The 22,519-nt window shown below is 60.5% G+C and carries 23 protein-coding genes; 11 read left to right on the plus strand and 12 right to left on the minus strand.

What is annotated here, in order from left to right:
- Positions 1-51: 51 nt before the first annotated feature.
- Both typA and thiI read right to left on the minus strand, forming a co-directional pair.
- Entirely contained in the window at positions 52-1,872 is a 1,821-nt protein-coding gene (gene typA / locus M5B44_RS06715) for a translational GTPase TypA (protein WP_085712784.1), read from the minus strand.
- A 139-nt stretch (positions 1,873-2,011) separates the two neighbouring features.
- The gene (thiI, locus tag M5B44_RS06720; RefSeq protein ID WP_085712783.1) at positions 2,012-3,466 is read right to left on the minus strand and encodes a tRNA uracil 4-sulfurtransferase ThiI; all 1,455 of its coding nucleotides are present in this window, start codon (positions 3,464-3,466) and stop codon (positions 2,012-2,014) included.
- A 328-nt stretch (positions 3,467-3,794) separates the two neighbouring features.
- Between thiI and glnA the strand changes: the two genes are divergently transcribed.
- From glnA to ntrC, 5 genes are all read left to right on the plus strand, one after another.
- Positions 3,795-5,201 carry a glutamate--ammonia ligase gene (glnA, locus tag M5B44_RS06725; protein ID WP_085712782.1) on the plus strand — a complete coding sequence of 469 codons (1,407 nt, stop codon included), beginning with the start codon at positions 3,795-3,797 and terminating at the stop codon, positions 5,199-5,201.
- A gap of 143 nt (positions 5,202-5,344) precedes the next feature.
- On the plus strand, positions 5,345-5,854 hold the full coding sequence (locus M5B44_RS06730) for a DUF4124 domain-containing protein (RefSeq protein WP_248738620.1): 510 nt from the start codon (positions 5,345-5,347) through the stop codon (positions 5,852-5,854).
- On the plus strand, positions 5,851-6,474 hold the full coding sequence (locus M5B44_RS06735) for a DUF4124 domain-containing protein (RefSeq protein ID WP_248738621.1): 624 nt from the start codon (positions 5,851-5,853) through the stop codon (positions 6,472-6,474). Before M5B44_RS06730 ends, M5B44_RS06735 begins: the two co-directional genes overlap by 4 nt.
- A gap of 231 nt (positions 6,475-6,705) precedes the next feature.
- Positions 6,706-7,791, plus strand: a complete 1,086-nt coding sequence (glnL, locus tag M5B44_RS06740; RefSeq protein ID WP_085712779.1) for a nitrogen regulation protein NR(II) — start codon at positions 6,706-6,708, stop codon at positions 7,789-7,791.
- Positions 7,788-9,224, plus strand: coding sequence for a nitrogen regulation protein NR(I) (gene ntrC / locus M5B44_RS06745; protein WP_085712778.1), 1,437 nt, complete (start codon positions 7,788-7,790; stop codon positions 9,222-9,224). The genes glnL and ntrC overlap by 4 nt, the downstream gene beginning before the upstream one ends.
- A gap of 410 nt (positions 9,225-9,634) precedes the next feature.
- Here ntrC and M5B44_RS06750 read toward each other — a convergent pair whose 3' ends face one another.
- Positions 9,635-10,075, minus strand: coding sequence for a hypothetical protein (locus M5B44_RS06750; RefSeq protein WP_248738622.1), 441 nt, complete (start codon positions 10,073-10,075; stop codon positions 9,635-9,637).
- Between M5B44_RS06750 and M5B44_RS06755 the strand changes: the two genes are divergently transcribed.
- Positions 10,074-10,529, plus strand: coding sequence for a tRNA (cytidine(34)-2'-O)-methyltransferase (locus M5B44_RS06755; RefSeq protein ID WP_114881098.1), 456 nt, complete (start codon positions 10,074-10,076; stop codon positions 10,527-10,529). The two genes, M5B44_RS06750 and M5B44_RS06755, sit on opposite strands and share 2 nt — an antisense overlap.
- 61 nt (positions 10,530-10,590) lie before the next feature.
- On the opposite strand, the gene secB is transcribed toward M5B44_RS06755, so the two are convergent.
- The 3 genes from secB to M5B44_RS06770 are packed head-to-tail and all read right to left on the minus strand — an operon-like array spanning position 10,591 to position 11,799.
- A complete protein-coding gene (gene secB, locus M5B44_RS06760) occupies positions 10,591-11,076 on the minus strand; it encodes a protein-export chaperone SecB (protein ID WP_085712776.1) in 486 nt (161 codons plus the stop codon).
- Positions 11,077-11,129: 53 nt separating this feature from the next.
- Complete coding sequence (gene grxC, locus M5B44_RS06765) at positions 11,130-11,384, minus strand: glutaredoxin 3 (RefSeq protein ID WP_085712775.1); 255 nt, start codon at positions 11,382-11,384, stop codon at positions 11,130-11,132.
- Between the two features lies 1 nt (position 11,385).
- Complete coding sequence (locus M5B44_RS06770) at positions 11,386-11,799, minus strand: rhodanese-like domain-containing protein (RefSeq protein WP_085712774.1); 414 nt, start codon at positions 11,797-11,799, stop codon at positions 11,386-11,388.
- 153 nt (positions 11,800-11,952) lie between these two features.
- On the opposite strand from M5B44_RS06770, the gene gpmI reads away from it, so the two are divergent.
- From gpmI to M5B44_RS06795, 5 genes are all read left to right on the plus strand, one after another.
- Positions 11,953-13,479, plus strand: a complete 1,527-nt coding sequence (gene gpmI, locus M5B44_RS06775; protein WP_248738623.1) for a 2,3-bisphosphoglycerate-independent phosphoglycerate mutase — start codon at positions 11,953-11,955, stop codon at positions 13,477-13,479.
- A gap of 136 nt (positions 13,480-13,615) precedes the next feature.
- Entirely contained in the window at positions 13,616-14,920 is a 1,305-nt protein-coding gene (locus tag M5B44_RS06780) for a murein hydrolase activator EnvC family protein (RefSeq protein ID WP_085712772.1), read from the plus strand.
- A 31-nt stretch (positions 14,921-14,951) separates the two neighbouring features.
- On the plus strand, positions 14,952-16,271 hold the full coding sequence (locus M5B44_RS06785; protein WP_248738624.1) for a S41 family peptidase: 1,320 nt from the start codon (positions 14,952-14,954) through the stop codon (positions 16,269-16,271).
- 2 nt (positions 16,272-16,273) lie between these two features.
- Positions 16,274-17,050 carry a divergent polysaccharide deacetylase family protein gene (locus tag M5B44_RS06790; RefSeq protein WP_248738625.1) on the plus strand — a complete coding sequence of 259 codons (777 nt, stop codon included), beginning with the start codon at positions 16,274-16,276 and terminating at the stop codon, positions 17,048-17,050.
- A 107-nt stretch (positions 17,051-17,157) separates the two neighbouring features.
- Positions 17,158-18,537, plus strand: a complete 1,380-nt coding sequence (locus M5B44_RS06795) for a Vps62-related protein (protein WP_248738626.1) — start codon at positions 17,158-17,160, stop codon at positions 18,535-18,537.
- On the opposite strand, the gene M5B44_RS06800 is transcribed toward M5B44_RS06795, so the two are convergent.
- From M5B44_RS06800 to hisB, 6 genes are all read right to left on the minus strand, one after another.
- Positions 18,518-19,273 carry a substrate-binding periplasmic protein gene (locus tag M5B44_RS06800; RefSeq protein ID WP_248738627.1) on the minus strand — a complete coding sequence of 252 codons (756 nt, stop codon included), beginning with the start codon at positions 19,271-19,273 and terminating at the stop codon, positions 18,518-18,520. The two genes, M5B44_RS06795 and M5B44_RS06800, sit on opposite strands and share 20 nt — an antisense overlap.
- Positions 19,274-19,346: 73 nt before the next feature.
- A complete protein-coding gene (gene hisF / locus M5B44_RS06805) occupies positions 19,347-20,117 on the minus strand; it encodes an imidazole glycerol phosphate synthase subunit HisF (RefSeq protein ID WP_007909211.1) in 771 nt (256 codons plus the stop codon).
- A 9-nt stretch (positions 20,118-20,126) separates the two neighbouring features.
- Positions 20,127-20,864 (minus strand): 1-(5-phosphoribosyl)-5-[(5-phosphoribosylamino)methylideneamino]imidazole-4-carboxamide isomerase, encoded by a 738-nt coding sequence (gene hisA / locus M5B44_RS06810; RefSeq protein ID WP_248738628.1) that lies wholly within the window; start codon positions 20,862-20,864, stop codon positions 20,127-20,129.
- A gap of 42 nt (positions 20,865-20,906) precedes the next feature.
- Positions 20,907-21,164, minus strand: coding sequence for a DUF2164 domain-containing protein (locus M5B44_RS06815; protein WP_085712766.1), 258 nt, complete (start codon positions 21,162-21,164; stop codon positions 20,907-20,909).
- Positions 21,165-21,803, minus strand: a complete 639-nt coding sequence (gene hisH, locus M5B44_RS06820) for an imidazole glycerol phosphate synthase subunit HisH (protein ID WP_085712765.1) — start codon at positions 21,801-21,803, stop codon at positions 21,165-21,167.
- Complete coding sequence (gene hisB / locus M5B44_RS06825) at positions 21,803-22,396, minus strand: imidazoleglycerol-phosphate dehydratase HisB (protein ID WP_085712764.1); 594 nt, start codon at positions 22,394-22,396, stop codon at positions 21,803-21,805. The genes hisH and hisB overlap by 1 nt, the downstream gene beginning before the upstream one ends.
- Positions 22,397-22,519 lie beyond the last annotated feature (123 nt).

A 22,519-nucleotide genomic window follows, 5' to 3' on the forward strand; every position in this document is an offset into this window, starting at 1 on the left:
AAAACGCCCCCGGTCTCTCGACCGGGGGCGTTTTTTTAAGCCAGAGCTAAATTACGCCTTGGCTTTCTTGGCAGCGCGGGTACGCTCGCTTTCGTCCAGGATCTTCTTGCGAAGACGGATGGACTTAGGAGTAACTTCGCACAGCTCGTCTTCCTGGATGTATTCCAGAGCCTGTTCCAGGGTGAAGCGAACAGGTGGTACCAGAGCGATGGTTTCGTCTTTACCCGAAGCACGCATGTTGTCGAGCTTCTTGCCTTTGGTTGGGTTCACACCCAGGTCGTTGTCGCGGGAGTTCTGACCAACGATCTGACCGTTGTAGATCTCCTGGCCGTGTTCTACGAACAGCTTGCCACGAGCCTGCAGGGTTTCCAGGGAGTAGGTCAGCGCCTTGCCGGTTTCAACCGAAACCAGAACGCCGTTCTGACGGCCGGACATGTGGCCCGACTTCACTGGAGCGTAACGATCGAAGATCGAGGTCAGGATGCCAGCACCGTTGGTCAGGGTCAGGAACTGGTTACGGAAACCGATCAGACCGCGAGCAGGGATGTTGTATTCCAGACGAACACGGCCCTTGCCATCCGGCACCATGTTGCTCAGGTCGCCTTTACGCAGACCCATTTCTTCCATGACCTTGCCCTGGGATTCTTCAGGGATGTCGATGGTCACGTTTTCGAACGGTTCCTGCTTCACGCCGTCAACTTCACGGATGATCACTTCAGGACGGCCCAGGGCCAGCTCGAAGCCTTCGCGACGCATGGTTTCGATCAGTACCGACAGGTGCAGCTCACCACGGCCGGATACCTTGAACTTGTCAGCCGAGTCGCCTTCTTCAACGCGCAGTGCAACGTTGTACAGCAGCTCTTTGTCCAGACGGTCCTTGATGTTACGGGAGGTCACGAACTTGCCTTCTTTACCGCAGAATGGCGAGTCGTTTACCTGGAAGGTCATGGAAACGGTTGGCTCGTCAACGGTCAGAGGCTTCATCGCCTCGACGGTGTTGATGTCGCACAGGGTATCGGAGATGAACAGCTCGTCGAAACCGCTGATGCAGACGATGTCGCCGGCCGCTGCTTCTTCAACGTCAACGCGGTGCAGACCGTGGTGACCCATCAGCTTCAGGATACGACCGTTGCGGCGCTTGCCGTTGGCGTCGATAGCGACAACCGGAGTGTTCGGCTTGACGCGACCACGAGCGATACGGCCAACACCGATAACACCCAGGAAGCTGTTGTAGTCCAGAGCGGAGATCTGCATCTGGAACGGACCGTCACGGTCAACAGCCGGAGCTGGAACGTGGTCGACAACCGCTTGGTACAGCGCGGTCATGTCTTCGCCCATGGCGGTGTGGTCCAGACCGGCGATGCCGTTCAGGGCCGAAGCGTAAACAACCTGGAAGTCCAGTTGTTCTTCGGTGGCGCCCAGGTTGTCGAACAGATCGAAGATCTGGTCCAGAACCCAGTCAGGACGCGCGCCCGGACGGTCAACCTTGTTGATCACCACGATCGGACGCAGGCCGGCTTCGAAAGCCTTCTTGGTCACGAAACGGGTTTGCGGCATAGGGCCGTCTTGAGCGTCGACCAGCAGCAGCACGGAGTCAACCATGGACATTACGCGTTCAACTTCGCCGCCGAAGTCGGCGTGGCCCGGGGTGTCCACGATGTTGATGTGGTAGCCGTTCCAGTTGATGGCGGTGTTTTTCGCCAGAATGGTAATGCCGCGCTCTTTTTCCTGGTCGTTGGAGTCCATCACGCGCTCGTCGTTGAGCTCGTTGCGCTCCAGGGTGCCGGATTGACGCAGGAGTTTGTCTACCAGGGTGGTCTTACCATGGTCAACGTGGGCAATGATGGCGATGTTGCGTAGATTTTCGATCACTTGTGTATCTCGATCAGAGGATTCGGTTTGCTGACAAGTCTTGGCAGCGATTAGCAGTAGTGTCCGGCATGGCCGTTACAGCTTGACGGCGGTGTCGGGGGGCCGGTGACGCAGGCCACAGGCAAACAGCCCCGGGCACTTAGCTCGGTCGATAAACGCGCACATTGGCATGCCCCTCACTGAGCAAATGGTGGGCATGCAGGCGACTCATCACGCCTTTGTCGCAATACAGCAGGTACTGGCGAGTAGGGTCCAGTTCCTTGAAACGTGCGTTCACTGCATAGAACGGCATCGTCTGTACTTCTATGCCCTCGAGTTCCAGCGGCTCATCCTCGGCGGCATCCGGGTGACGGATGTCGATGACGATCTGGCCGGCCAGTGCCTCGCTGACTTCTTCGATTTGCAAATCCTGGCCCAATTCGTCGATCACCCGATCGATCGGCACCAGTCTGGCGTTTGCGAGCGCACGCTCGAGCACCGCCATGTCGAATTCCTGCTCTTCGTGCTCGACCCGGCCACGCTTGGCGGCGGTCTTCGGATTGACCGAAATGACCCCGCAGTACTCCGGCATGTGCCGGGCGAAATCGGCAGTGCCGATCTCGTTGGCCGTGTCGATGATGTCCTGCTTGTGGGCGACGATCAGCGGACGCAGGACCAGTTTGTCGGTCACGCAGTCGATCACCGACAGGTTCGGCAGCGTCTGGCTCGATACCTGGGAGATCGCCTCGCCGGTGACCAGCGCATCAATGTGCAGGCGCTCGGCGATGGCCGAGGAGGCGCGCAACATCATACGCTTCAATACGACGCCCATATGACTGTTATCGACCTTGCCGAGAATTTCGCCCAGGACTTCTTCAAATGGAACACTGACAAATAGCACGCGTTGCGAGCTGCCGTACTTCTTCCAGATGAAATGCGCGACTTCCATCACGCCCAGTTCGTGGGCACGACCGCCCAGATTGAAGAAGCAGAAGTGCGCCATCAGGCCGCGACGCATGATCTGGTAGGCCGCAACCGTCGAGTCAAAGCCGCCGGACATCAATACCAGCGTCTGCTCCAGCGCACCGAGCGGGTAGCCGCCGATGCCATTGTGCTGGCTGTGGATGACAAACAACCGTTTGTCGCGAACTTCGATGCGGACTTCGATTTCCGGCGCTTTCAGGTCGATTCCGGCGGCACCGCACTCACGGCGCAGCTTGCTGCCGACATATTTTTCGACGTCCATCGAGCTGAATGCATGCTTGCCCGCACGTTTGCAGCGCACCGAGAAAATCTTCCCGGCCAGTGCATCGCCATAGTGCTGCTTGCACTTCTCGGTGATGTCGTCGAAGTCGCCCAGCGGGTACTCGTCGATCTGCAGAAAGTGCGCGATGCCCGGCATGCAGGTCAGGCGCTCGCCCATCTCTTTCAGGGCCTTGGGATCGGTCACGCGGGTTTCCAGCTCGAGATTGTCCCACACACCGTTCACCACCACGGCCGGGTCCAGGTCGCGGAGCACGGTGCGGATGTTCTTGGCCAGCTGGCGGATGAATTTCGTCCGGACAGGTCGGCTTTTGATGGTGATCTCGGGGAAGACTTTTACGATTAGTTTCATGAAAACAGCGCGCGCTGGGCCAGCCGAAAAAGGGGGGCGCGGATTATAGCGGAAATTGCTCAAGGTTTAACCAGTTAATGTGCAGAAGGTTTTGCATGCACCAAAACGGGTCATTTTCGACTTATAGCGCTACATTAAAGGGCGAGATTTTCAGCCTTTATGCGTTTCGCACCTTAATAAGCGTGAATTTGGGGCAAAAAACCCATGCTGGGGCACTGGCATGCAATTTGCTCCCTTGTGAGGCAGGTTGCCTTGGCAGAGTATTCGCGCCGGCATCACCAACATTTAAGGGCATCCACTACCAGCCCTAAGCCACCCGGAGGACACTATGTCGAAGTCGGTTCAACTCATCAAAGATCATGACGTCAAGTGGATTGATCTGCGCTTCACGGACACCAAAGGCACTCAGCACCACGTGACCATGCCGGCTCGCGATGCGCTGGAAGACGACTTCTTCGAAGTTGGCAAGATGTTCGACGGTTCCTCCATCGCTGGCTGGAAAGGCATCGAAGCCTCCGACATGATCCTGCTGCCGGACGACGAAACCGCCGTTCTGGACCCGTTCACCGAAGAGCCGACCCTGATCCTGGTCTGCGACATCATCGAACCTTCGACCATGCAAGGTTATGATCGCGACCCGCGCGCCATCGCCCACCGCGCCGAGGAATACCTGAAGACCACCGGTATCGGTGACACCGTATTCGCCGGTCCAGAGCCTGAGTTCTTCATCTTCGACGAAGTGAAGTTCAAGTCCGACATCTCCGGCTCGATGTTCAAGATCTACTCCGAGCAAGGCTCGTGGATGTCCGACCAGGACGTGGAAGGCGGCAACAAGGGCCACCGTCCAGGCGTGAAAGGCGGCTACTTCCCGGTTCCGCCGTTCGACCACGACCACGAAATCCGTACCGCCATGTGCAACGCACTGGAAGAAATGGGTCAGACCGTTGAAGTTCACCACCACGAAGTGGCAACTGCCGGTCAAAACGAAATTGGTGTCAAGTTCAACACCCTGGTGAAGAAAGCTGACGAAGTTCAGACTCTGAAATACGTTGTCCACAACGTGGCCGATGCCTACGGCCGCACCGCGACCTTCATGCCGAAGCCTCTGTACGGCGATAACGGCTCGGGTATGCACGTTCACATGTCCATCGCCAAAGATGGCAAGAACACCTTCGCTGGCGAAGGCTATGCCGGCCTGTCCGAAACCGCCCTGTACTTCATCGGCGGTATCATCAAGCACGGTAAGGCCCTGAACGGCTTCACCAACCCGGCCACCAACTCCTACAAGCGTCTGGTGCCAGGTTTCGAAGCTCCGGTGATGCTGGCCTACTCGGCTCGCAACCGCTCCGCCTCGATCCGTATTCCTTACGTCAACAGCCCACGCGGCCGTCGTATCGAAGCACGTTTCCCGGATCCGGCTGCCAACCCGTACCTGGCTTTCGCAGCACTGCTGATGGCCGGTCTGGACGGTATCCAGAACAAGATCCACCCAGGCGATGCCGCTGACAAAAACCTGTACGACCTGCCGCCTGAAGAGGCGAAAGAGATCCCGCAAGTTTGCGGCAGCCTGAAAGAAGCCCTGGAAGAGCTGGACAAGGGCCGCGCGTTCCTGACTAAGGGCGGCGTGTTCTCCGACGACTTCATCGATGCTTACATCGCGCTGAAATCCGAAGAAGAAATCAAGGTCCGCACCTTCGTACACCCACTGGAATATGAGCTGTACTACAGCTGCTGATCCGGTAGCGCTGCACTAGGCGGCGTGACAAAAAGAGGCCTCCTTCGGGAGGCCTTTTTTATTGCCCGGATGTTTACCGTCCGAGCCATCCTCGCCCGACTGGCCTATGCTGCAACCCATCGTTTTCTTTTCCGGTCGATTTCATGGGTCGCACCTTTCTCTACATCCTGATGCTGATCGCCCTGCCCGCCGCCGCGCAGATCTACAAGTACACCGACGCCAACGGCAACACGGTGTACAGCGATCACTCGCCGGACGGCGTGAAGGCACAGGCGGTGGAGTTGCCGCCGCTCAACAGCGTCCAGCCTCAGGCACCGAATGCGCCGTCGTCGGACACGGCCAGTCGGGCGCCTGTACGAAATGCCTATGAAGTGCTGGAGCTGACCGGTCTGCCCACCGAAGAAGCCCTGCGCGCCAACAACGGCACGTTCACCGTCAGCGTGCTGATCAAGCCGCGCCTGCAACCGCCACATCAATTGCGCCTGCTGCTGGACGACGCGCCTTATGGTCAGCCGAGCAACGTGCCGATCCTGCAACTGGTGAACGTCGACCGGGGCGAGCATCGGCTGGCGGTTCAGGTGATCGATGGCGAGGCGATCATTCAGCAGAGTCCTGCGGTGGTGTTTACGGTGCAGCGAGTGCACAAGCCATGACGCGAGGATTGATTGCCTTGTGCTTGTCGCTGATCGCGCTCAGCGCATCGGCCGAGGTGTTCACTTACATCGACGCACAGGGCAATCGCGTCTACACCGATCAACCGCGAGGCAATGCCAAGCGTGTGCCGCTGGCCACCAGCAATCGCATGGCCTCGAACCCGACCGGGGCGGCGCCCATCACCAAGGCCAAAAAATCAGCGGAGCAACCGCTGTTCCGCTACGACATGCTGCGGGTGCTGGTCCCGGAGCCGGACGCCACCATTCGCAGCAGCGCCGGCGAACTGATCGTCAGCATCACCAGCGAACCCGGCCTGCAAAAAGGTCATCGCTATCGCCTGTTGCTGGACGGCCAGCCCACCGGCGAACCCGGACTGAGCCCGGTGTTCCCGCTGAGCAATATCGATCGCGGCAGCCATAACCTGTCGGTGGAGATCCTTGATGCGCAGGATCGCATCGTAGAGCGCACCGCCAATCAGCCGTTCCACATGCAGCGCATTTCCCTGGCACAAAAGCGCCAGGTCAAACCCTGCACCGCCGACGACTACGGCGTTCGCCCGGAATGCCCGCTGAAAGACAAACCCGTCGAACCGAAAAACCCCTTCCTGCGTTTCTTCTAACGCCGTTCAGCTTTGCGCACTATATTGGTGCAAGAGTCTGCACCGTACTCACAATCCAACCCATTTTGGTTCGAAAGTACCCGCCAGGGCCGGCTGATCGCCACGCAAACGAGCGTCAAACGCCCGTTTCAGGGGATGAACGCTTCTTTTCGGAGCCTTGGTTTGGTTTTTGCATTTTCCTCGCACCGGCGCTTCGTTTCTCGCGCACGCCTTGCTCCAAAAGAGGTCCTGATGACCATAAGCGACGCACTCCACCGATTGCTGCTCGACAACCTGACCACCGCCACCATCCTGCTCGACGCCGAATTGCGCCTCGAGTACATGAACCCGGCGGCGGAGATGCTGCTGGCCATCAGCGGTCAGCGCAGCCATGGCCAGTTCATCAGCGAGCTGTTCACCGAATCCACCGAGGCGCTCAATTCGTTGCGCCAGGCGGTGGAACAGGCACACCCGTTCACCAAGCGCGAAGCGATGCTCACCGCCCTCACCGGCCAGACCCTGACCGTGGACTACGCGGTGACACCGATCCTGAGCAGCGGCGCGACCCTGCTGTTGCTGGAGGTTCACCCTCGCGATCGCTTGCTGCGGATCACCAAGGAAGAGGCGCAACTGTCCAAGCAGGAAACCAGCAAGATGCTGGTGCGCGGCCTCGCCCACGAGATCAAGAACCCGCTGGGCGGCATCCGTGGCGCCGCGCAATTGCTGGCCCGGGAGCTGCCGGAGGACAGCCTGCGCGACTACACCAACGTGATCATCGAAGAGGCCGACCGCCTGCGCAATCTGGTCGACCGCATGCTCGGCTCGAACAAACTGCCGTCGCTGGCGTTGTGCAACGTCCACGAAGTGCTGGAGCGCGTCTGCCAACTGGTCGAGGCCGAAAGCCAGGGCTGCATCACCCTGGTGCGCGATTACGACCCGAGCATTCCGGACGTGCTGATCGACCGCGAGCAAATGATTCAGGCCGTGCTGAACATCGTGCGCAACGCGATGCAGGCGATCAGCAGCCAGAACGAGCTGCGCCTGGGCCGCATCAGCCTGCGCACCCGCGCCATGCGCCAGTTCACCATCGGCCATATCCGCCATCGTCTGGTGACCAAGATCGAGATCATCGACAACGGTCCGGGGATTCCGGCGGAACTCCAGGAAACCATTTTCTTTCCCATGGTCAGCGGACGTCCGGACGGTACCGGACTCGGCCTGGCCATCACCCAGAACATCATCAGCCAGCACCAGGGCCTGATCGAGTGTGACAGCCATCCAGGCCACACCACCTTCTCGATCTTTCTGCCACTGGAACAAGGAGCCACATCGACATGAGCCGTAGTGAAACCGTGTGGATCGTCGATGACGACCGTTCTATCCGCTGGGTCCTGGAAAAAGCCCTGCAACAGGAAGGCATGACCACCCAGAGCTTCGACAGTGCCGATGGCGTGATGAGCCGCCTGGCCCGCCAGCAGCCGGACGTGATCATCTCCGACATCCGCATGCCGGGTGCCAGCGGTCTGGATCTTCTGGCGCGGATTCGCGAGCAGCACCCACGCCTGCCGGTCATCATCATGACCGCTCACTCCGATCTGGACAGCGCTGTCGCCTCCTATCAGGGCGGCGCCTTCGAATACCTGCCCAAGCCGTTCGACGTCGACGAAGCAGTGTCGCTGGTCAAGCGCGCCAACCAGCACGCCCAGGAGCAGCAAGGCCTGGAAGTGGTGCCGGCCCTGACCCGCACCCCGGAAATCATCGGCGAAGCGCCGGCGATGCAGGAAGTGTTTCGCGCCATCGGGCGCCTGAGCCACTCCAACATCACCGTATTGATCAACGGCGAATCCGGCACCGGTAAAGAGCTGGTGGCCCATGCCCTGCACCGCCACAGCCCCCGGGCGGCCTCGCCGTTCATTGCGCTGAACATGGCGGCGATCCCGAAAGACCTGATGGAGTCCGAGCTGTTCGGCCACGAGAAAGGCGCGTTCACCGGCGCAGCCAACCTGCGTCGCGGGCGTTTCGAACAGGCCGATGGCGGCACGCTGTTCCTCGATGAAATCGGCGACATGCCGGCGGATACCCAGACCCGACTGCTGCGGGTGCTGGCCGACGGTGAGTTCTATCGCGTCGGCGGGCACGTGCCGGTCAAGGTTGATGTACGGATCATCGCGGCGACTCACCAGAATCTGGAAACCCTGGTTCACGCCGGGAAATTCCGTGAGGACTTGTTCCACCGCCTCAACGTGATCCGCATCCATATCCCGCGCCTGTCGGACCGTCGCGAAGACATCCCGACCCTGGCCAAGCACTTCCTCAGCCGCGCCGCGCAGGAGCTGGCGGTGGAGCCTAAGCTGCTGAAAAGCGAGACCGAGGAATATCTGAAGAACCTGCCATGGCCGGGCAACGTGCGGCAGCTGGAAAACACCTGCCGCTGGATCACGGTGATGGCGTCCGGGCGTGAAGTGCACATCGGCGACCTGCCGCCGGAGCTTCTGAGCCTGCCGCAGGATTCAGCACCGGTGACCAACTGGGAGCAGGCGCTGCGCCAGTGGGCCGACCAGGCCTTGGCACGTGGTCAGTCGAGTCTGCTCGACAGCGCGGTGCCGGCGTTCGAGCGGATCATGATCGAGACAGCGTTGAAGCACACTGCCGGGCGTCGCCGTGACGCTGCGGTGCTGCTGGGCTGGGGCCGCAATACCCTGACCCGCAAGATCAAGGAGCTCGGCATGAAGGTCGATGGCGGGGATGACGATGAGGGTGATGAGGGCTGAGATTCAGTGCCGGCCTGCACCGCCGCAAGGCACCGTGACCCGTAATCGGGCACGGTCGCTGGCTCGACCTTGTGTCGCAACACGCTGAAAAAACCATCCGGTGAAAAGACGAAGGCCCCGTATTACGGGGCCTTCGTCATGGTGCCGGGCTTTTTTGTTTCAAAACGATAAAAACTGGCACGCCCCCTGCAGTAACCCTTTCAGGTGATTCGATTCACCCACCCTTTCGGGGGCCTTGGTACAGGCAGGCCGGGGATTCCCCTCTTTACACCGGGCTCATCGAGCCCACCCTTTTGGGGCCCTTGATACAGGCAGGTCAGGGGTTCCTTCTTTACACCGGCTCAGCACGCCATGCGATGAGCCCGCCCGTTTCGGGAACCTTGGTACAGGCAGGCCGGGGATTCCCTCTTTTATTGCTCCCGGAGACGGATCTCCAGCCGCCAGCGGTCATCGACCGCCTGGCCGGCCCACTCCCCTTGCAGCGGCCGCGCCGCCAGCACCGTCAGCAGTAAACCACCGTCACTCAATCGCGTCCGCCAGTTCCCGTCTTTGCCGTTGATCTTCAACTGGCCCTTTTGTGCCTTGCCCTCGGCCTGAAACAACAGGGCGAGCGTGCCATCGACGATTTCGCCATGCAGCTTCGGCTCATTGTTGAACCAGACCGCCAGACCGCCATCGATCACCTCGACCTGTTGCAATACGCTGGGGTCGGGGGTGGTCAAGCGGCCGATCATCATCCCGACCATCAGGCCGAAAATCGCCAGCGAACCCATGACTCGCGGGAATAGTTTCGAACGCGGGTCGGCTGGCGGCGTAGAATGCGCGTCATCTTTACCTTCGGAGCCGTGCATGTTTCACGTCATCCTTTTTCAACCGGAAATTCCACCGAACACCGGTAACGTTATCAGGCTGTGCGCCAACAGCGGCTGCCACCTGCATTTGATCGAACCGCTGGGCTTCGAGATGGACGACAAGCGCCTGCGTCGTGCCGGTCTCGACTACCACGAGTACGCCACGCTGCAACGCCACGCCGACCTGGCCAGTTGCCTGGAAAGTCTCGGCCACCCACGGCTGTTCGCCTTCACCACCAAGGGTTCGCGACCGTTTCACGATGCCGCGTTCGTCCCGGGCGATGCCTTCATCTTTGGCCCGGAAAGCCGTGGCCTGCCGCCGGAAGTGCTGGACGCCCTGCCCGCCGAACAGCGCCTGCGCCTGCCGATGCGCGAAGGCTGCCGCAGCCTGAACCTGTCCAACACCGTGGCAGTGGCCGTGTACGAAGCCTGGCGACAGAACGGCTTCAAGTAACGATCACCGCCCATGAAAAAAGCGCCTGTAACGGCGCTTTTTTCGTTGTTGCATCGACCGCTTACTGAACGGTCGGAGTCTCGCCGGCTTCCTGCATGCGCTGCAGCTCTTGCGCGTACAGGGCGTCGAAGTTCACCGGGGCCAGCATCAGGGCCGGGAACGAACCACGGGTGACCAGGCTGTCCAGGGTTTCGCGAGCGTACGGGAACAGGATGTTCGGGCAGAACGCACCCAGAGTGTGGCTCATCGAAGCCGCGTCCAGGTTCTTGATCAGGAAGATACCGGCCTGTTGCACTTCAGCGATGAAGGCGACTTCTTCACCGTTTTTCACGGTCACGGACAGGGTCAGCACGACTTCGTAGAAATCGCCTTCCAGCGCTTTCTGACGGGTGTTCAGATCCAGACCGACGGTCGGGTCCCACTGCTGGCGAAAGATCGCCGGGCTTTTCGGAGCTTCGAAGGACAGGTCGCGAACGTAGATGCGCTGCAAGGAGAATTGCGGTGCGGTTTCTTCTTCGCTGGCTGCAGTGTTCTGTTGGTCAGTCATCTCAGATCCTTTCTGATCTTGGGTCTTTTGGGTTCTTGGTGAGGTGCAGCAGTTCAGGCCTTGAGCAGCGCGTCGAGCTTGCCGGCGCGCTCCAGGGCGTACAAATCGTCACATCCGCCGACGTGGGTGTCGCCGATCCAGATCTGCGGCACGGACGTGCGTCCGGCTTTCTGGGCCATGGCGGCGCGCACTTGCGGCTTGCCATCGACCTTGATCTCTTCGAAGGCCACGCCTTTGTTCGCGAGCAGGTACTTGGCGCGCGAGCAGTAAGGGCAGTAATCGCTGGAGTAGACGATGACTTCGCTCATATCACTTCACCAGCGGCAGGTTGTCGCCTTTCCAGCTGGAGATCCCGCCGGACAGCTTGGCGGCGGTGAAGCCGGATTTCATCAGCTCGCGGGCGTGGGTGCCGGCGGTCTGGCCCAGGGCGTCGACCAGAATGATGGTCTTGGCCTTGTGCTTTTCCAGCTCGCCGATGCGGGCGGCCAGTTTGTCCTGGGGAATGTTCACCGCGCCAACGATGTGACCGGCGGCGTATTCCTTGCTCGGACGGATGTCCACCACCACGCCGGCTTCCTTGTTGACCAGTGCGGTCAGCTCGCCCGTGCTCAGGCTTTTACCGCCGCCCTGCACCGTATGCGCCAGCAGCAAAGCCAGCAGTACGACGAAGATACCGACAAGAATGTAGTGGTTAGTGGCAAATTCAATCAGGTGAGCAACCATCGAAGGAGGTTCCAGGGCGTTAAAATGTCGGCCAGTATACACAGCCACTATGGTCGGCCAAACCCCGTCCGGCGGTGACGCCGCAGGAACTTCGCTTTAAACTCCAACTCCCTTTTCCATCGCCCTCTTCTTTATTAGCCACGAGTGGATTCCATGACTACCACGCCTAAACCTTTGGTCCTGATGATTCTCGACGGCTTCGGTCACAGCGACAGCCCCGAATCCAACGCCGTCTTCGCGGCCAAAAAGCCTGTGCTGGATCGCCTGTGGGCCACCGTGCCGAACGGCCTGATCTCGGGCAGCGGCATGGACGTCGGCCTGCCGGACGGCCAGATGGGCAACTCCGAAGTCGGTCACATGAACCTCGGCGCCGGCCGCGTGGTGTATCAGGACTTCACCCGCGTGACCAAGGCGATCCGCGACGGCGAGTTCTTCGAGAACCCGACCATCTGCGCCGCTGTGGACAAAGCCGTGGCCGCCGGCAAGGCCGTGCATTTCATGGGCCTGCTGTCGGACGGCGGCGTGCACAGCCACCAGGATCACCTGATCGCCATGGCAGAGCTGGCCTTCAAGCGTGGCGCCGAAAAAATCTACCTGCACGCCTTCCTCGACGGCCGCGACACGCCACCGAAAAGCGCTGCTTCGTCGATCGAACTGCTCGACGCGACCTTCCAGGCCCTCGGCAAGGGCCGCATCGCCAGCCTCATCGGCCGCTATTACGCCATGGACCGCGACAACCGTTGGGATCGCGTATCCCAGGCCTACAACCTGATCGTCGACGGTAAAGGTGAATTCACCGCCGCCACTGCCCAGGAAGGTCTGGAAGCCGCTTACGCCCGTGGCGAGAGCGACGAATTCGTCAAGGCCACCAGCATTGGCGAACCGGTTAAGGTCGAAGACGGCGACGCCGTGGTGTTCATGAACTTCCGCGCCGACCGTGCCCGCGAGCTGAGCCGTGTGTTTGTCGAAGACGGTTTCAAGGAATTCGAGCGTGCACGCCAGCCAAAAGTGCAGTACGTCGGCCTGACCCAGTACGCCGCCAGCATTCCGGCCCCTGCAGCCTTTGCGCCGGGCAGCCTGGAAAACGTGCTCGGCGACTACCTGGCGAAAAACGGCAAGACCCAGTTGCGCATCGCCGAAACCGAGAAATATGCCCACGTGACCTTCTTCTTCTCTGGCGGTCGCGAAGAACCGTTCCCGGGCGAAGAGCGCATTCTGATCCCGTCGCCGAAAGTCGCCACCTATGACTTGCAACCGGAAATGAGCGCGCCGGAAGTCACCGACCGCATCGTCGATGCCATCGAGAATCAGCGCTACGACGTGATCGTGGTCAACTACGCCAACGGCGACATGGTCGGCCACAGCGGCGTGTTCGAAGCAGCGGTGAAAGCCGTGGAATGCCTGGACACCTGCGTCGGCCGCATCGTCGAGGCCCTGGAAAAAGTCGGCGGTGAAGCCCTGATCACGGCCGACCACGGCAACGTCGAGCAAATGGCCGACGAAGCCACCGGCCAGGCGCACACCGCGCACACCACCGAGCCGGTACCGTTCATCTATGTCGGCAAGCGTGACCTCAAGGTCCGTGAAGGCGGCGTACTGGCGGACGTGGCGCCGACCATGCTCAAGTTGCTGGGCCTGGAAAAACCGGCGGAAATGACTGGCACTTCGATTCTGGTCTGATATCAAAAACGCCCTGTAATCAGCCTGAAACGGCTTTTTATGACGAACGCCTCAAAGCAGTTGGCTTTGAGGCGTTTTTTTTGCCGCGTGGGGCGGGCATACTAGGCCGTCCCTTACCCTGGTGCCGCCCGCCCCTATGCTTCGCGTCCTGATCGCCCTCGCTCTGACATGCCTGCTCCAACCGGCCTTCGCTGACGAGCGTGCGCAAACCCAACAGCAGTTGGACGCCACGCGTCAGGACATCGCCGAGCTGAAAAAGCTGCTGGGCAAGCTCCAGGAAGAAAAATCCGGGGTGCAAAAGGAGCTCAAGGGCACCGAAACCGAGATGGGCAAGCTCGAAAAGCAGGTCGATGCCCTGCAAAAAGAGCTGAAGAAGAGCGAATCCGAGCTGCAGCGGCTCGATGCGGAGAAAAAAAAACTCCAGAGCGCGCGCACTGAACAGCAACGACTGATCGCCATCCAGGCCCGCGCGGCCTATCAGAACGGCCGGCAGGAATACCTCAAGCTGCTGCTCAACCAGCAGAATCCCGAGAAATTCGCCCGCACCCTCACCTATTACGACTATCTGAGCCAGGCCCGCCTGGAGCAGTTGAAGAACTTCAACGAAACCCTGCGTCAGCTGGCCAATGTCGAAAAAGACATTTCCTCGCAGCAAGCCCAGTTGCTGGTGCAGAAAAGCGACCTCGACACCCAGCGTGACGCCCTCGACAAGGTTCGCAAGGAGCGCCAGCAAGTGCTGGCCAAGCTCAATGACGACGTGAAAGCCCGCGACCAGAAACTGGCCGCCCGCGAGCAGGATCAGGCAGACCTGTCTAAAGTCCTTAAAACCATTGAAGAAACCCTGGCCCGCCAGGCCCGTGAGGCAGAAGAAGCGCGGCAGAAAGCGCTGATCGCCCAGCAGGAAGCCGAAAAAAAGCGTTTACGTGAGGCCCAGGCCCGCGCCGATGCGGACTCGGACACCAGCGACGCCCCACGCCCAAAAGCCAGACCAACCCCTGGCGCGCTGGTTTCCAGCAGCGGCGAGACGTTCGGCGGCCCTTTTGCTGCCACTCGGGGAAAACTTCCATGGCCGGTTGATGGTCGACTGCTGGCACGCTTCGGTGAAACCCGTGGCGACGATGCCCGCACCAAGTGGGACGGCGTGATGATCAGCGCCGCCGCCGGCAGCCAGGTTCACGCCGTACACGGCGGGCGCGTGGTGTTTGCCGACTGGTTGCGCGGTGCGGGGTTGCTGGTGATCCTCGATCACGGCAACGGTTTTCTGAGTCTTTACGGTCATAACCAGACGCTGCTGAAGTCGGCTGGTGACGTGGTAAAAGCCGGTGAGTCCATCTCCACTGTCGGTAACAGTGGCGGGCAGGACACACCAGCGCTGTATTTCGCAATTCGTCAGCAGGGTCACCCGAGTGATCCGGCGCAATGGTGTCACGCGCAAGGATAAGCGCGTCGCCTAATTCAGGAGTTCGTTCGACATGCTGCATTTGTCCCGCCTTACCTCGCTGGCCCTGACGATCGCCCTGGTGATCGGCGCGCCTCTGGCGTTTGCCGCTCAACCGGCCCCGGCTGTCGCTCCGGCAGGCACTGCCGCGACTTCCAAGGCCCCGCTGCCGCTGGAAGAGCTGCGCACCTTTGCCGAGGTCATGGACCGGATCAAGGCCGCCTATGTCGAACCGGTGGACGACAAGACCCTGCTGGAAAACGCCATCAAGGGCATGCTCAGCAACCTCGACCCGCACTCGGCCTACCTCGGCCCGGAAGATTTCACCGAACTGCAGGAAAGCACCAGCGGTGAGTTCGGCGGCCTGGGCATCGAAGTCGGCTCGGAAGACGGTTTCATCAAGGTCGTGTCGCCAATCGACGATACGCCCGCGTCGAAGGCCGGCATCCAGGCCGGTGACTTCATCGTCAAGATCAACGGCGCGCCGACCCGTGGCCAGACCATGACCGAAGCCGTGGACAAGATGCGCGGCAAGATCGGCCAGAAAATCACCCTGACCCTAGTCCGCGACGGCGGCACGCCGTTCGATGTGACTCTGGCCCGTGCGGTGATCCAGGTGAAGAGCGTCAAGGCGCAACTGCTCGAGTCGGGTTACGGCCTGATCCGCATCACCCAGTTCCAGGTCAAGACCGGCGAGGAAGTCTCCAAGGCCCTGGCCAAGCTGCGCAAGGACAACGGCAAGAAGCTCAACGGCATCATCCTCGACCTGCGCAACAACCCGGGCGGTGTGCTGCAGGCAGCGGTGGAAGTGGTCGACCACTTCATCACCAAGGGCCTGATCGTCTACACCAAAGGCCGGATCGCCAACTCCGAGCTGCGATTCTCCGCCACCGGCAAGGACGAAAGCGAAGCGGTACCGATGGTCGTGCTGATCAACGGTGGCAGTGCCTCGGCCTCGGAAATCGTCGCCGGCGCCCTGCAGGACCAGAAACGCGCCGTGGTCATGGGCACCACCAGTTTCGGTAAAGGCTCGGTGCAGACCGTGCTGCCGCTGAACAACGACCGCGCGCTGAAGATCACTACCGCGCTGTACTTCACGCCGAACGGCCGCTCGATCCAGGCCCAGGGCATCGTCCCGGACATCGAAGTGCGCAAGGCCAAGATCACCAACGAGGCGGACGGCGACTACTTCAAGGAAGCCGACCTGCAGGGTCACCTGGGCAACGGCAACGGCGGCGCGGACAAACCGACCGGCTCCGGCGCCAAACCGAAAGCCATGCCGCAGGATGACGATTACCAGTTGGCCCAGGCCCTGAGCCTGCTCAAAGGCCTGAGCATTACGTCCGGCCGTTGAGGATGTCTTTGCGTTTCGTCTTTGTCCTGTTGTGCTGTCTGGCGGGTGCTGTTCACGCAGAACCTGCCAGACCGACACCGCAAAAAGCCTACCTGACACTGATCATCGACGACCTGGGGCAGAACCTGCCTCGGGATCGTCGCGTGCTGGCCCTGCCCGGACCGGTCACCACGGCGATCATGCCCGACACCCCGCACGCCACCGAATTCGCCCGCGAAGCCCATCGCGCCGGCAAGATCGTGATCCTGCACATGCCGATGGACCCGGCCACCGGCCCGTTCGCCTGGCATCCCGAACTGCCCATCGAAGAGCTTGAGAAGCGTCTCGACGCTGCATTCAAAATGGTCCCGTACACCGCCGGCATCAACAACCACATGGGCAGCCGCATGACGGCACAACCGGTGGCGATGGCGTGGTTGATGGGCGAGCTGCAACGCCGCCACAAGTTCTTCGTCGACAGCCGCACCAGCGCCCAGACCGTCGCTGCGCAACAAGCGCAGAAGATCGATCTGGCGAGCGTTTCGCGGGACGTGTTTCTCGATGACGAGCGCACCGAAGCGGCGATCTATACCCAACTGCAGACCGCGATCACTCTGGCGCGTAAACAGGGTTCGGCGGTGATGATCGGCCATCCTTATCCACAGACGCTGGCGGTGCTGGAGCAGGAGCTGCCGAAGCTGAAAGCTCAAGGCATCGAGTGGATCGACATAAAGCAGATGATCAGTGTGCGCAGCAATCGCGCCACGGCCGCTCATGGCAAAGACGGTGTCTATCGCTAATGCCGGCCCATACATAGTTACCGCCAGCCCCCTCACCCACTTCCGGATAGTGAAACCTGCAACCGGTAGCGACTCAGCCGAGTCGCCTTTCACTATCAGGACTCACCATGACGATCAATGACAACAACGCCGCCCCTTCGCGGCCAATGGAACCCATCAAGCTCGACAACCTGCTGATCAGCTTCACCACAGAATTTCAGCGGGTGTGGGACACCAAAAACCTTCGCTCGAGCCCGGCCGGCTTCTGGCGCCCCGCCCCGCCCCCCGATGTGTTGCCGGGTTATTTCTCGATGGGCGATATTGCGATTCCCGGATTTGCCAACATCAACGGCACGAACGTTGCGGCCGTTGTACGAGAGGCGGACTCCCCGAGCATCGACAGCACCAAGGGCAAAGCACTCAGGCGGCCCGACAACTTCGAACTGGTCTGGAAGGACTCAGGCTCGGGCGCAAAAACCTACGTCTCGATCTGGCGCCCGATCCCTCCTGAAGGCTACGTCGCTCTTGGTCTGGTATGCGCCAGTGATCATGAAAAACCATCGGTCAATTCGGTACGTTGCGTACGTATGGATCTGGTAACGCCTGCCACTGCCGGCCCGTTGATCTGGAGTGATAAAGGCAGCGGCGCAAAGCAGAACTTCAGCGCTTGGAGTATTGAGCCACCGATCGCGGAAGCAGGAGAAATCTGCTTTTTACCCGGCACGTTCACCGGCGTGCAGAGCCATTCCAGACCTTCGTCATACCTGGCTTCCTACGCGTTGCGAGTACCGCTCACCGTGCAGTCTAACGCCGCGCCAGCAACCCCGATGCTGTCGGGGTTCGGATCGCCCTCCCCCATCGAGCCGGCTACGGTTACTCAGGTCACCCGGCTTCCGTGGTTCGCAGTCAGAGACGATATGCACCCGCTCGAACAGCTGCGGCTATCGCCGTACTACCGCCTTGAAAGAGCGGATCGGTACGTGTTGGTCGGTCACGAGCATAACGCGGGGGACCAATATCGATCTGTCAAATGGACGGCAGCGCGGGCTCAAAATGCGTCTTTACTGCAAGTGTTCAATCGACTGACAGCCATCGAGTTCGACAGGGCCTGGCCGATCAGGACACCCGGTGATAACTGGGCGATACGATTTTCGGCCAGCCTGACCAAAACCTTCACTCACACCGAAACATCGTCCGGCGGATGGGGGAAATTCTATCCCCTGGAGGTTGTCGCCCTGGCAGCGAAAAACACGATGGTTGCGGTATATCAATTGCAGAGCGAGTACCGGCTGCTGCGTGTGGACAACACGGCAGTGACATTCGGCGTCGAGTACAGCGATGACGAAAGCCTATTTCTGAGCCAGTACCCGTCCGAAAAAGACGCCGTGATCACCTGCCCCTCGCCGAAGGCATCCGATCATGAACAGGGCGAGGCCTCTTTCGGGCAGGATGAAATCCCCGTCCTGCCGACGGAACAAGTGATGGTGACTACAGATACCGCCCCATGATCTCGTCGACCACGCCATCCTTGCGCATTTGATCCAGCGCAGCCTGAAGTTTGGCAACGGCGGCGTCCGGCACTTCCTTGTTCAGCGCCAGATACAGTTCGGCGCTGTTGAAGCGCAGCACAGTCTTCAGCCCGGTCACGCCATCCTGCCGAGCCAGATAACGCCCGGCAGGATCGCCGGTGGCCCAAAGGTCGATCTGGCCGCTGACAAGCTTTTTGGCGTTGTCCTGATCGCGCAATACCACCACCGGCTTCAGGCCCTGCTTGGCCAGGGTCTCGGCGATCGCATCGCCCTTGTAGGCGCCGATCTTGTATTTGCGCGCGTCATTGAGGGTTTCGAGGGTGATCTTGCTGTCGGCCTTGGCCAGCATGACCCAGTCATCCGGGCCGATCGGGCCGACCCATTTGAACAGGGTCTCGCGATCCGGCAGACGCGCCATGACGAAAGCACCGTAACCGGGATTCTCCAGCGCCAGCTTGTAGACCCGCTCCCAGGGGAAGCGCAGGGTCAGGCTGTAAGTGATGCCGGCACGCTTGAACATCTCGCGCACGATGTCCGTGGCGATGCCGTTGATGTTTTCGTCCTGGGCGAAATTCTTGCCGTTCTTCGCCATGTTGTACGGCGGGAAGTTTTCGGTGAGGAGCACCAGATCGGTGTCGGGATTTTCTGCGGCGTGGCCAGTGTTGATCAACAACACGGAGGCACTGGCGAGGGCGAGAAGCAGGCGTTTGATCATGTCGGGCTACCGAAATCCATGGCGTGCCCAAGAGTGCCTCGGGTACGCCATGCTGTCCACTGGCCTGTATGGTTTAACGCATTACGATGCCGCGTTTAGCCATGTAGGCTTTGGCTTCCTGAACGGTGTATTCGCCGAAGTGGAAAATACTCGCCGCCAGTACTGCACTGGCGTGGCCTTCGAGAATCCCGTCAGCCAGATGCTGCAGGTTGCCGACGCCACCGGAAGCGATCACCGGAATGCCCAGCGCATCGCTGATGGCGCGAGTCACGCCAAGGTCGAAGCCGTTTTTCATGCCGTCCTGATCCATGCTGGTCAGGAGGATTTCACCGGCACCCAGGCCTTCCATTTTCTTCGCCCACTCGACGGCGTCGAGGCCGGTCGGCTTGCGGCCGCCGTGGGTGAAGATTTCCCAGCGCGGGGTTTCGCCCGGGCCGGACACCTTCTTCGCATCGATGGCGACGACGATGCATTGCGAGCCGAAATGCTGCGCCGCTTCGCCGACGAATTCCGGATTGAACACGGCAGCGGTGTTGATCGAGACCTTGTCCGCACCGGCATTGAGCAGGTTGCGGATGTCCTGCACGGTGCGCACGCCACCGCCGACGGTCAGCGGGATGAACACCTGGCTGGCCATGCGCTCGACGGTGTGCAGCGTGGTGTCGCGGCCATCGACGCTGGCGGTGATGTCGAGAAAGGTAATCTCGTCGGCACCCTGCTCGTCGTAGCGACGGGCGATCTCCACCGGGTCGCCGGCGTCACGGATGTTCTCGAACTTCACACCTTTGACGACCCGGCCGTTGTCCACGTCCAGGCAAGGGATGATGCGTTTGGCCAGCGCCATGGTCAGTCCTCAGCCTTGGTACGAGTCGCAGAAAGCTTGCGCTTCGGCGACGTCGAGAGTGCCTTCGTAGATCGCCCGGCCGGTGATGGCGCCGATGATGCCCGGTGCCTTGGCGTCGAGCAGCGACTTGATGTCACCCAGGTTGTGAATGCCGCCGGAAGCGATCACCGGGATCCTGGTGGCAGCAGCCAGCGCAGCGGTGAACGGTACGTTGCAGCCCTGCATCATGCCGTCTTTGGCGATGTCGGTATAAACGATCGAGGACACGCCGTCGGCTTCGAACTGCTTGGCCAGGTCGATGACCTGCACCTGGCTGATTTCAGCCCAGCCGTCGGTGGCAACAAAACCGTCTTTGGCGTCGAGGCCGACGATGATTTTGCCCGGGAATGCGCGGCAGGCTTCGGCGACGAACGCCGGCTCTTTAACAGCCTTGGTGCCGATGATCACGTAGCTCACGCCAGCCTTGACGTAGTGCTCGATGGTTTCCAGCGAACGGATGCCGCCGCCGATCTGGATCGGCAGGTTCGGGTAGCGCTTGGCAATCGCGGTCACCACTTCGCCGTTGACCGGCTGGCCTTCGAAGGCGCCGTTCAGATCGACCAGATGCAGACGACGGCAACCGCCCTCCACCCACTTGGCAGCCATGCTCACCGGGTCATCGGAGAACACTGTGGAATCTTCCATGCGGCCCTGGCGCAGACGTACGCAGGCACCGTCTTTGAGATCGATAGCGGGAATAATCAGCATCTGGCAAACCTTCAAATTTGAATGTTCAGCTTGGCTCGGAAATCAGTTTTTCTCGAGCGCCCACAGGTCGCTTTCGATGCTTTCAAACCGCTCCTTGAGGTGGGTCTGCACATCGAAAATCGCCCTGTTGTAATAGTGCGGAGCAATTTCGCGGGTAAACAGCTCAAGAATTTCCGCCGCCTCGAACGAACCCAGGTCCAGTTCGAAACGATCCTCCATGAACCGCTGGATCTTGCGGTTGGCATCGCTTTCCTGCTCGGGCGTGAGGGTCAGGATCGGCGGTTTCTTCTTGGCGGCCATTTACCAGCGACCGTCCCACGCTGCGAAGTTCTGCAGCAATTGCAGGCCATGGGTATGGCTCTTCTCCGGGTGGAACTGCACGGCAAAACGCGAACCTTCGGCCAGCGCTGCGGCGAAATCGACGCCGTAATGACCGCTGCCGACCACTTGGCGCGGATTGCCGGCGGCGATGTAGTAGCTGTGCACGAAGTAGAAACGCGCCAGGTCCGGAATGTTGTGCCACAGCGGGTGATCCACCGACTGCTTCACTTCGTTCCAGCCCATGTGCGGGACTTTCAGGTGCTCGCCGTCTTCATGCAGGTCTTTGCCGAAGAACTTCACTGCGCCCGGGAACAGGCCGATGCAGTCGACGCCGTCGTTCTCTTCGCTGGTGTCGAGCAAGGCTTGCATGCCGACGCAGATGCCGAGGAACGGGCGGTCCTGACTGACTTCACGCACCAGCGAGTCGAAACCGAGGCGACGGATTTCCGCCATGCAATCGCGAATCGCACCGACGCCGGGGAAAACCACCCGGTCGGCTTCGCGGATCACGTCCGCATCGCTGGTGATCAGCACCTTGCCGGCGCCAACGTGCTCGAGGGCCTTGGCCACCGAGTGCAGGTTACCCATGCCGTAATCGATGACTGCAACCGTCTGCATTACAGCACGCCCTTGGTCGAAGGCATCTGGCCGGCCATGCGGTCATCCAGTTCGACAGCCATGCGCAGCGCGCGGCCGAAAGCCTTGAACACGGTTTCGATCTGGTGGTGAGTGTTGGTGCCGCGCAGGTTGTCGATGTGCAGGCTGACCAGCGCGTGGTTGACGAAGCCCTGGAAGAATTCCTGGAACAGGTCGACATCGAAACCGCCAACGGTGGCACGGGTGTACGGCACGTGCATCTGCAGGCCCGGACGGCCGGAGAAGTCGATGACCACACGCGACAGCGCTTCATCGAGCGGCACGTAGGCGTGGCCGTAGCGACGGATGCCTTTCTTGTCGCCGATGGCTTGTGCGAAGGCCTGGCCGAGGGTGATACCGACGTCTTCCACGGTATGGTGGTCGTCGATATGCAGATCGCCCTTGCATTGGATATCCAGGTCGATCAACCCGTGACGGGCGATCTGATCCAGCATGTGCTCAAGAAAAGGAACACCGATATCGAATCGGGCCTTTCCGGTGCCATCAAGGTTGATCGAGGCTTTGATCTGGGTTTCCAGAGTGTCGCGCTCGACAGACGCCTTACGTTCGGCCATCACCAGCTCCGCAAAATCATTGGGCGAAAAAGGCAGCCATTATAGGCACGCGGGGCCGAAACAGAAACACGAGACGTGATATGGCAGACGGATAGAAGCCCGTGCTGTCGGGGATAGACATGT

The organism is Pseudomonas sp. MWU12-2029, from assembly GCF_023242425.1.
GTDB lineage: Bacteria > Pseudomonadota > Gammaproteobacteria > Pseudomonadales > Pseudomonadaceae > Aquipseudomonas > Aquipseudomonas kribbensis.